Below are 8,564 nucleotides of genomic sequence, written 5' to 3' on the forward strand. Positions count from 1 at the left end.
TTGCCGGACGATCCATCGATCTTTCGCTGTCGGCCATGATGCGCTGTCTGAGTATGATCGTGTTCGTGCCGATTCTCATTGTGGAGATCCTGCAACGCGTCACTCCCAAGCTGATAGGAACCCTCAGAGAGCGCCAGTTTCCCGTTACGGTGGGATTTCTGGCCCTGGTCAACTTGGCCGTGTTCTCGAAATACGCACGGTTTTTTCGCCAACAGCCGGACGCCATTTTGATTGCCGCCCTGGTTGCCGTTGTGTTGGCCGCTCTGTTCATGCTTTTCGGCCTGTTGATTTTTTGGAAATCCCCGGTCCCGGATCAACTGGCCACGGCTATATGTATGTGTAACATCAACAACGTACTGGTCCTGGTGTTTTCTTCCGAATTTTTCGGACCGCTGGAACCCACGCTGGCGGCCATGTACCTTTTCCCCTTTTACAGTGTGATCATTCCCATGGGGATGTACAGGCGATGGCGCATGGGGTGAGGGTCTGCACGGAAGCGGGAGGGTCGAACCGTTCGAATGCGTATTCCGGGATGGGACTCGAACTCGATGAATACCGCCGGAGTTTCAGCACCCCTTTTCCATTCAGGAGAAAGAAACAAAATGATTTCTGCGACCCAACACTAGAACGTATTGCAGACCTGGTCATAGACACGCTGGTACTCCCGCACCGTATAATCCCAACTGAAGGCTTCGAGCATCTTAAATCCGTTGAACATCATTTTCCCGTAGGCCTGCTGCTGCTCGGTATACAGTTTGGTGGCGTCCTGGAGGGTCCAGGCGGCTTCCCGGGCCATCGAGCTGAAGAGGCGGATGTTCATGCGGCTCTTTAAACGGTCGCCGTCGGGCATTTGATCCCGGTATTCGCAACTCAGAATCGATCTCCAGTCCGCGCTCGTCTCCCCTGCCGGCATCCAAGGCTCTCGAAACAGAAACCCTGTAGCCGGCGCCGACCTTCCGTGAAACGCGACCGCCAATTCGCGGGCCGCACGGCTGAGAGAGGCGCAGGTAAAGGGCGCCACCTGCTGGATCAGGCCTCCCGTGGCGCGGGCAAGGACAGGTGTGCCCACTGCATAGCCCTCGGTAGCTCCTCCAAAAGGCTCGTAAAAGGAAGGCATCACAAGAAAGGAACTGCCCTGCTGCAGGTTCTTGTATAGATCCGATTCAATGCGAAACGGTAGCACAAGTATCTCTCCCGGCCGTTCCCGAAGAGCCAGATCGCGCAGGAAACGCAGCCCGTCCGTTCCCTCGTCTCCGGGCATCGGGGTAAATATATACATGGCCTTTCCGGGTTCCGTCTCGCGGATGGCCGCTGCAAGCACGTCGTAACCCTTCTGCCTGGGGTCGTCACGACCGAACATAAAGAAAATGGGCCCGGGGAACCCGGAAAGGTCCAGGCGGCCCCAGGATCCTTTGATCTCCTTCTGGAGTAGAGCCTGTTCCAACTCCCGGCGCCGTCTTCGTTTTTCATCGAGCAGGGGCTGAACGTCTTCTTCCTCGGCGGATTCGATGGCGGACGGAGGAAAGTCGGGTTTTGCGAACAGGCCGTTATTGATGCCGAGCAGACGTTTTGTACGAAAGAGGTCTTGCAAATGGGGCGCATATACGGCGTTGTGTAAGGTCTCCTCCGTCAATTCTTTTGCGAAGATCTCCGAAACCGTATTTAACGGGCCTTCGATATATGGAAGGGCTCTCGTCAATACGGTCGCTCCCCATGTGGATTCGCCGGAAATCTTCCTGAAGTCCGAATCGTCTATTGGAGCGTCATAGGGGTTGTGGAGGGTCAGCACACAGGCCGCCGACACGATCTCGTTCTTCTCTCGGATGGTAAACACGACGTTGGCGGTCTGCCAGTCCTGAAGATTGAGAACGAGGTTTCTAATCCTGCCTATGGCTGTCAGGACCTCCGGGACCGCGGCACAAAAAAAGAGCGCGTCATCCAGCAAGCCTTCCGGTTTGGACGGGTTGAAATAAGGATTGCAGGGAGATCGTGGATTGGACGGGTCGCTGCAATCGCAGGGAGCCTGAAAAAAATCGGGAGAATAGATCAAGAAACTCTGAAATCCGCTGTCGTCCGTATGGAGCCAAATTTCCACGTCATACGTTCGGCCGCCGAACCTTACCTTGGGGGAGAGTCCGGTTCGTTGAATCCGCTTGTAAAGAGATTCCTTGCAACGCGTGATTTCTCTGAAAAAAGGCGCGATGAGGATGCAGTCTTCCGATCCGGTTCCGGCCATCTCTCGAGGAAGGGCTCTCATGACAGCCGCAAGCCCTCCCAGTGGAGCGAATTCACTTTCGAATGTTACAAAAACGATGGTCCTTCCTTTTTTCTCGGGACGCGGTTTGAGTTCGAGGCTCATGGAGCTTCCTTTTTGCATGTGTGGAGGCCTTGAAGCGGTTTTGATCCTGGTAATCTCTCAGTCTTTCTTTGTGGTTGTCAAGGGACAATTCATCCGGGTATACCTGAAGTCAAGTGTCTATTTCCAACTCTAGGCGGCCCAAACAGAACGAAATCAACGGCATTGTTTCAGTTCGACACGAACGGACAAGGAACAGGAAAGGGATTCTCAACCATGCTGGTTTTGATTACGGGGGGAGCGGGATATATCGGTTCCTTTGCGAATCGGGTATTGTTGGAAAAAGGCTTGGAGACCGTTGTGCTGGACAATTTCACCGCGGGGCACCGGGGTGCTGTTCCCCATGGCGCGCCATTCGTCCGAGCGGATTTGAATGAGATGGATACAGTACGGAACGCCTTTCGGAGCTATCGCTTCGATGCGGTGCTGCACTTTGCGGCGCATTCCCTAGTGGGCGAATCCGTCGAGCATCCGCTCGAGTACTACCGGAACAACGTGGCTGGCACGGTGAATCTGCTGAGCGCTATGAAAGCCGCCGGAGTGCGCAAATTCGTATTTTCGTCCAGTGCGGCGCTGTATGGAAACCCCACCGAGATCCCCATCGACGAGCATCACCGGGTTATGCCCATCAACCCGTACGGGCGTTCCAAAGCCATGATCGAGCAGATTTTGGAGGACTGCGCTTCAGCCTGGGGATTGAAAACCGTGGCTCTCAGATACTTCAACGCGGCAGGGGCTTCTCCGAACGGAGACATGGGCGAGGATCACCGCAACGAAACCCATTTAATACCGTTGATATTAAGGGCCGCGATGGGGACGGGGCGAGCCGGTGAACCTGTTCGCGTTTTCGGCACGGACTATGACACTCCGGACGGCACCTGCCTCCGGGACTATATTCACGTCATTGATCTGGCTGAGGCCCACGTCCTGGCGTTGGACTGGATGGAGCGGGTCGGCGGCTGTACCTGGTTTAATCTGGGCAACGAGCGGGGATTTTCCGTGCTTGAAATCATCCGTGTCTGCGAGGAGGTCACCGGAATCTCGATTCCATGGAAACCCGCGGCCCGGAGGAGCGGCGATCCGGCCATCCTCGTTGCGTCATCAAAAAAAATCAGACGAGAACTCGGGTGGTCTCCCCGATACTCGGAGATTCGAGACATCGTAAGGACCGCTTGGCTGTGGCATTCCTCGCATTCCCGAGGCTATGGGGACTGAGTCATTCCATTCGGTAGGATCCAGGCGATCCGGCAGCGGATCATCCGCTACCCGGTTCGTCCGTTCGAGCTCGGAGCATCACGGCATCCGGCGCATTTCCCTCTGATGGTAATTGCGTTCGATCCAGCGGCGGTATTCCCCGGTCTGAATGGATTTGACCCAGTCGAGGTGGCCGAGGTACCAATCCACCGTGGACTGGAGGGCCTCCTTAAACCGGCTGGCGGGGCGCCAACCAAGGGTATTCCTCAGCTTGGCCGCATCGATGGCATAGCGGAGGTCGTGGCCCGGCCGATCCGTCACGAAACGGATGAGCCTTCTGCTGGATCGGCTCCCGGTCCGATCCAGGCGGGCATCCAAAATATCACAAAGCATTTCCACCACTTCGATGTTGGTGCGCTCTTCGTTTCCGCCGATGTTGTACGTTTCACCCGGAACACCTTCCTCGAATACCCGTACAAGGGCCTCGCAGTGATCGACAACATACAGCCAATCGCGAACGTTCTTTCCGTCCCCGTAAACGGGTAGGGGTTTTTCCTCCAAAACGTTCAGAATCATCAGCGGGACGAGTTTCTCGGGAAACTGGTACGGTCCGTAGTTGTTAGAACAGTTGGTGACCACGGTGGGAAGCCCGTACGTGCGGTGGTAGGCGCGAACAAAATGATCCGACGACGCTTTTGATGCCGAATAGGGACTCGAGGGATCATAGGCTGAGCATTCAGAAAACGAACCTTCCGCTCCCAAGCTGCCGTAAACCTCGTCCGTCGAAACATGGAGAAAACGAAAGTCGGGCCTTCTATCATTTCGCCGCCAATGATCGAGGCTCATGTCCAGCAGACGAAACGTCCCCAGCACATTGGTCTCGATAAAGGCTTCAGGCCCCATGATGGATCGATCGACATGGGATTCGGCTGCGAAATGGACCACACCATCGAACCGTTCTTCCGAAAACAGCCACGCGAGAGCTTCGACATCCCTGATGTCGCCGCGAACAAAACGATGCCTGACGGTATGTTCCGGCGGCAGATCGGCCAGGTTGGCCGGATTCCCGGCGTAGGTCAGCGCGTCGAGGGTCACGATCTTCCAGGATTTACAGGCCAGTACGTGCCGGACGAAGTTCGTGCCGATGAATCCGGCCCCTCCGGTGACGAGGATGGTTTTTTGATTCATGGGATCCCTAATTTAAATCGTGAAAGCTCTAGCCCGGACTAACTCCGTTCCGCTTGAAAGGTTTAATCCGGTTTCACGGGAATGCCGGATTCGCACGGAACATCTGTCTGGCAAAGTCCGCAGGCGTTTGCCTTAAACCCGAAGTTCACTTCCACATAGGGTGAGGTGATCTGTCGAATATAGGTCCAACAGGCCGTTTTGTCGTGCCCCGTTCTTGAAATGGCCTTGGCCGGGCAGCGATCCGCGCATTTGGCGCATATTCCCTTGGCATGGAAGAGACAATAGGCGTGGTGGTTTTCATACGGTCTTGGCGTGGGCCGAACGGCAAGTCGGGCTACCACGCTCCCGACACGAACGGCTTTACCCACGGAAGTGATCAGTCCGTCGCTCAAACCGAACGTTCCCAAACCGGAGACGAACGCAGCGTGCCGTTCGGACCAGTTTGAAGCGTATCCGTATCGAGGGGATTCCCGTCTCTTCCAGAAAGGTGACAAGACAGGGGCCACAGCCGCGATTCCCATCGCCTGGAGGCTTTCGGTCACGTGTCGGCGGAGAGCGTTATTGAACTCTTCTCCAAACAGGCGTGCGCGCGCCCATCGTTGGGAAGGAAAGGCTTTTTGGCGACGCTGTTCAACCTTGGTTGCCATCGTCTGAGGCAACACCCAGGAGATGATCGAGAGCTCTTTGGAATCCACTCGGAGTTGGGGAAAGGCCAACGAGAACGCCTCGATCGGAGTCCACAGGAATTCCCCGATGTTTTCCTTGAGCCGATCGTATATCGGATCAAGACCTTCGGAGAATCCCACCAGGGGCGCATCCCATGCCGGTTCCTCCACCCCTCGCTCCAAAGCGTTCTCCGGAGAGTTCTCGACAAATTCCCTTATGATGGTGACGACCCGGCTCCCCGGATCTTCGTCCACGCGCCGCACCTTCATTTCATTTGTCCAAACCGGCCTCCCGTCGGCGATCCGCGTAGAGGCCGGCCTATGCCATGCTGCGGGTTTCGGATCTACTTGCCGATCTTGCACTTTCCACATCCGCACACCGGACATTCGGCTTCGACGGTGTCGGGAGGAGTTCTTTCGAAGTCCCGGGAGACCCGATCGATATAGACTTTAAACGCGTGGCCGCATTCGGGGCAAAGGGCGTCCACTTCTTCCCCGATATTCTCTGTCTTCACTTCGATTTCCTTTCGTTTCTTGGACGGACCGCAAGTCCGAGCCGGACATTGCATACGATCCCCATGATAATGAATTGGCCCGGAATTCGCAACCGAAACCGGAGAAAACAAGGGCACGATCATTGGAGCAGCTGCGAATTCCGGCAGGGAGGGATCGCCGTTGGTTCTCAGTTGAAAGGACGCACCGGCAGTCGGGGACCCAAGGCAATGCCTCCCGGCGAAACGAGCGCCTCATACGGCCAGGATTCGACGCCGGCTTCCGTGGCCTGCCGGAACAGATGGGAGAATTCGGGATCGATGAAATCGGCCGGTCCGAAACAGGACGCGTCCGGTCTCTGAATCAGATAGAAGCACGCCACTCGATGCCCGCTGTGCGCCAGATCGATCAACTCTCTCAGATGCTTTTGCCCTCGTTCCGTTACGGCATCCGGGAAATAGGCGACGTCGTCTTCCACGAGGGTGACGTTTTTCGCTTCCACCCATAAACGCCCCTGCGGGCCGGTAAGGAAAGCGTCAAGGCGACTCTTTCCGATTACGGTTTCAGCATGAAAGACGGTATAATCCAGAACCTCGGGCAGGAGACGCGCCTTCCACGCCTCGAAAAGCAGTCGATTGGGCGCCAGGGTGTTTACTCCCACCCAAAACCCATGGGGCCGAATCAGCTCGAGCGTATAGGGTAGTTTTCGACCCGGACGCGAGGCAGGCGAAACCATTACCTCGGCTCCGGGCCGCAGCAATCCCAGCATACTGCCGGAATTGTTGCAGTGTGCTCCCATCAATGCGCCGTCTTTTTCCACCTCGACGTGAAACCGGTTTTTCCGACGCCTGAACCGTGCGAATATACAGTCTTTGGGAAAACGTATAAGGGGCTTATGCGGCGTTTTCATGAACCGGTTTCACTTTGGGTCCGTTTCGGGGCTGGATGCTTCTATCCGCCTGAGCCAAGGCGCGGTCTCCAAGGCTTGCCTCATCGGGTCATCTCGTGCGGCAATTGGTGCCCGGGCGCCTGCCGGAGGGAGGAGACCCCGTTGAAAAGGGTTACAAACGGCGTATGGGGGAACCGCCGGGGCGGGGCCTTGAAGACACTCCCCCCCAATCGATGACAATTGATATACGCACTCATACCATGCCCCGGCTGTGTTCATCAAACGGGAAAGCAAGCCGGGCGCAAGTTTCCTGTTCCCGCGGAACAGCCGAATCATGTTAGAATAACTCAATACCAAATATAACGGCCGCGAACAGGGCATGGACCCGGCACGGCTTTTCTCGAGGAGTCTCGAACCTATGGCCCGTACAGAGTTGTTTGAGCCCAGCGGTTTCTATTTCAGAGGTCTCCATCCTCGTATATTCATGGGCACCGCAAGTGACCGGTACGCGGGTTGGATCGGCCAGGTCTATTCCAGAGACCGATACGACAAGAGGATCAGCAGGAGGTCCCGAAAACTGGGAGGGCGGACCTACGTTGAAGAGACCCTTCCGGTGGACAGCGTGGAAGAGTATTTCGAGCATTTCCGTTCTCTCGAATTGGATTTCACGTTCTATCCACTCCTTTTGGAGGAGGACGGCGAACCGTCTCAGAATTTTCACGTTCTGGATCGATATTCCCAACATCTGAAAGAGGAAGACTACCTAATCCTGAAAGTGCCGAAAGTCCTGTTCGCACAGAAAATATTGCAGCATGGGACCTTCGTGGAGAACGGGCTGTACCTCGATGCGGAAACGTTTCGTCGCCGGTTTTATGAACCGGCGGTGGAGCTGCTCGGGTCTCGTTTGAGGGGGCTCGTATTCGAGCAGGAATATCAGCGGAAGCAGGACCGGGTTTCCCCTGATGAGGTGGCCGACAGTCTGGACCGGTTTTTCGCGGCGATACCCAAAGATGATCGCTATCACGTCGAGTTGCGCACGGAGGCGTACCTTTCCTCCTCTGTGTTCAAAGTGCTTGAAAGCCACGGAATCGGGCAAGTGCTGTCCCATTGGACCTGGCTGCCTCCGCTTACCAAACAGCTCGAGTTGTCCGGAAATAGGTTCCTCAATGCGGCGGGGGATTGCATCGTTCGGTTGATGACTCCGAAGGGGGTCCGGTACGAACAGGCTTACGCCGAGGCGCATCCGTTCAACGCTTTGGTGGATGGGATGCTCGACCCGAACATGGTGTCGGATACGGTTCGAATTATGGACGCGGGTGTACGCCGGGAAGTCGATGTTCATGTCATCGTGAACAACCGGGCGGGAGGGAACGCGCCACTCATCGCCAAACTCCTGGCGGAGGAATTTGTGCATATGCGCGCAGCGCCGGCTCGTTAGCATGGAGGCGCGTATCTATCCGTACGCCGGGTTTCGGTTCGAGGGGGTCCCGTTTTTAGAGATGCGTCACGGTTGTTGCTCAAGTATATAATTAATATTATAATGTAATTATTTATATATGTGAACTATTTTCAGGTATGCCTTGAGAGGGGTGCGGCCATGAAAGTCGTCTTCCATCCCGACTATTATCGGGTGTATACGTCCGATCCGGCAGCCGAAGCGGGGAGGTTGGAATCCATTGTCAACGCCCTGGGCCGTCGGTATGAGTTTATTGAACCCGATCCGGCGTCTCCGGACGACATTGCCGCCGTACATACCGAGCCTCGGCCTGCTGCCCGCCGT

8 protein-coding genes and 1 pseudogene (1 of these 9 only partly in view) are annotated in these 8,564 nt (G+C 56.0%); 4 read left to right on the forward strand and 5 right to left on the reverse strand.

Annotation, left to right across the window (positions count from 1 at the left end):
• Positions 1-482: bile acid:sodium symporter (locus HY788_07535; GenBank protein MBI4774017.1), on the forward strand; the 482-nt coding region annotated here is incomplete at its 5' end.
• 140 nt (positions 483-622) lie between these two features.
• On the opposite strand, the gene HY788_07540 is transcribed toward HY788_07535, so the two are convergent.
• Positions 623-2,359, reverse strand: a complete 1,737-nt coding sequence (locus HY788_07540; protein MBI4774018.1) for a glycogen/starch synthase — start codon at positions 2,357-2,359, stop codon at positions 623-625.
• A gap of 213 nt (positions 2,360-2,572) precedes the next feature.
• On the opposite strand from HY788_07540, the gene galE reads away from it, so the two are divergent.
• Complete coding sequence (gene galE / locus HY788_07545; protein MBI4774019.1) at positions 2,573-3,571, forward strand: UDP-glucose 4-epimerase GalE; 999 nt, start codon at positions 2,573-2,575, stop codon at positions 3,569-3,571.
• A gap of 78 nt (positions 3,572-3,649) precedes the next feature.
• On the opposite strand, the gene rfbB is transcribed toward galE, so the two are convergent.
• The 4 genes from rfbB to sfsA form a co-directional block, all read right to left on the reverse strand.
• Positions 3,650-4,738, reverse strand: coding sequence for a dTDP-glucose 4,6-dehydratase (gene rfbB, locus HY788_07550; GenBank protein ID MBI4774020.1), 1,089 nt, complete (start codon positions 4,736-4,738; stop codon positions 3,650-3,652).
• 62 nt (positions 4,739-4,800) lie between these two features.
• Positions 4,801-5,673: an epoxyqueuosine reductase gene (locus tag HY788_07555; GenBank protein MBI4774021.1), complete on the reverse strand. Its 873-nt coding sequence runs from the start codon at positions 5,671-5,673 to the stop codon at positions 4,801-4,803.
• Positions 5,674-5,747: 74 nt separating this feature from the next.
• Positions 5,748-5,918 carry a hypothetical protein gene (locus HY788_07560; GenBank protein MBI4774022.1) on the reverse strand — a complete coding sequence of 57 codons (171 nt, stop codon included), beginning with the start codon at positions 5,916-5,918 and terminating at the stop codon, positions 5,748-5,750.
• Between the two features lie 167 nt (positions 5,919-6,085).
• Complete coding sequence (gene sfsA / locus HY788_07565) at positions 6,086-6,805, reverse strand: DNA/RNA nuclease SfsA (protein MBI4774023.1); 720 nt, start codon at positions 6,803-6,805, stop codon at positions 6,086-6,088.
• A 397-nt stretch (positions 6,806-7,202) separates the two neighbouring features.
• Between sfsA and HY788_07570 the strand changes: the two genes are divergently transcribed.
• Together HY788_07570 and HY788_07575 are read left to right on the forward strand one after the other, a co-directional pair.
• Positions 7,203-8,222 carry a DUF72 domain-containing protein gene (locus tag HY788_07570; GenBank protein ID MBI4774024.1) on the forward strand — a complete coding sequence of 340 codons (1,020 nt, stop codon included), beginning with the start codon at positions 7,203-7,205 and terminating at the stop codon, positions 8,220-8,222.
• 159 nt (positions 8,223-8,381) lie between these two features.
• Positions 8,382-8,564 (forward strand): annotated as a pseudogene (locus tag HY788_07575) (histone deacetylase family protein) (it continues 638 nt past the right edge of the window).

The sequence above is a fragment of the Deltaproteobacteria bacterium genome, assembly GCA_016208165.1.
Classification (GTDB): Bacteria; Desulfobacterota; Desulfarculia; order JACQYL01; family JACQYL01; genus JACQYL01.

Coding starts and splice junctions, on each gene's coding strand:
- HY788_07555 (MBI4774021.1), bottom strand. CDS start 5,673: ATGAAGGTGCGGCGCGTGGACGAAGATCCGGGGAGCCGGGTCGTCACC.
- HY788_07540 (MBI4774018.1), bottom strand. CDS start 2,359: ATGAGCCTCGAACTCAAACCGCGTCCCGAGAAAAAAGGAAGGACCATC.
- rfbB (MBI4774020.1), bottom strand. CDS start 4,738: ATGAATCAAAAAACCATCCTCGTCACCGGAGGGGCCGGATTCATCGGC.
- galE (MBI4774019.1), top strand. CDS start 2,573: ATGCTGGTTTTGATTACGGGGGGAGCGGGATATATCGGTTCCTTTGCG.
- HY788_07570 (MBI4774024.1), top strand. CDS start 7,203: ATGGCCCGTACAGAGTTGTTTGAGCCCAGCGGTTTCTATTTCAGAGGT.
- sfsA (MBI4774023.1), bottom strand. CDS start 6,805: ATGAAAACGCCGCATAAGCCCCTTATACGTTTTCCCAAAGACTGTATA.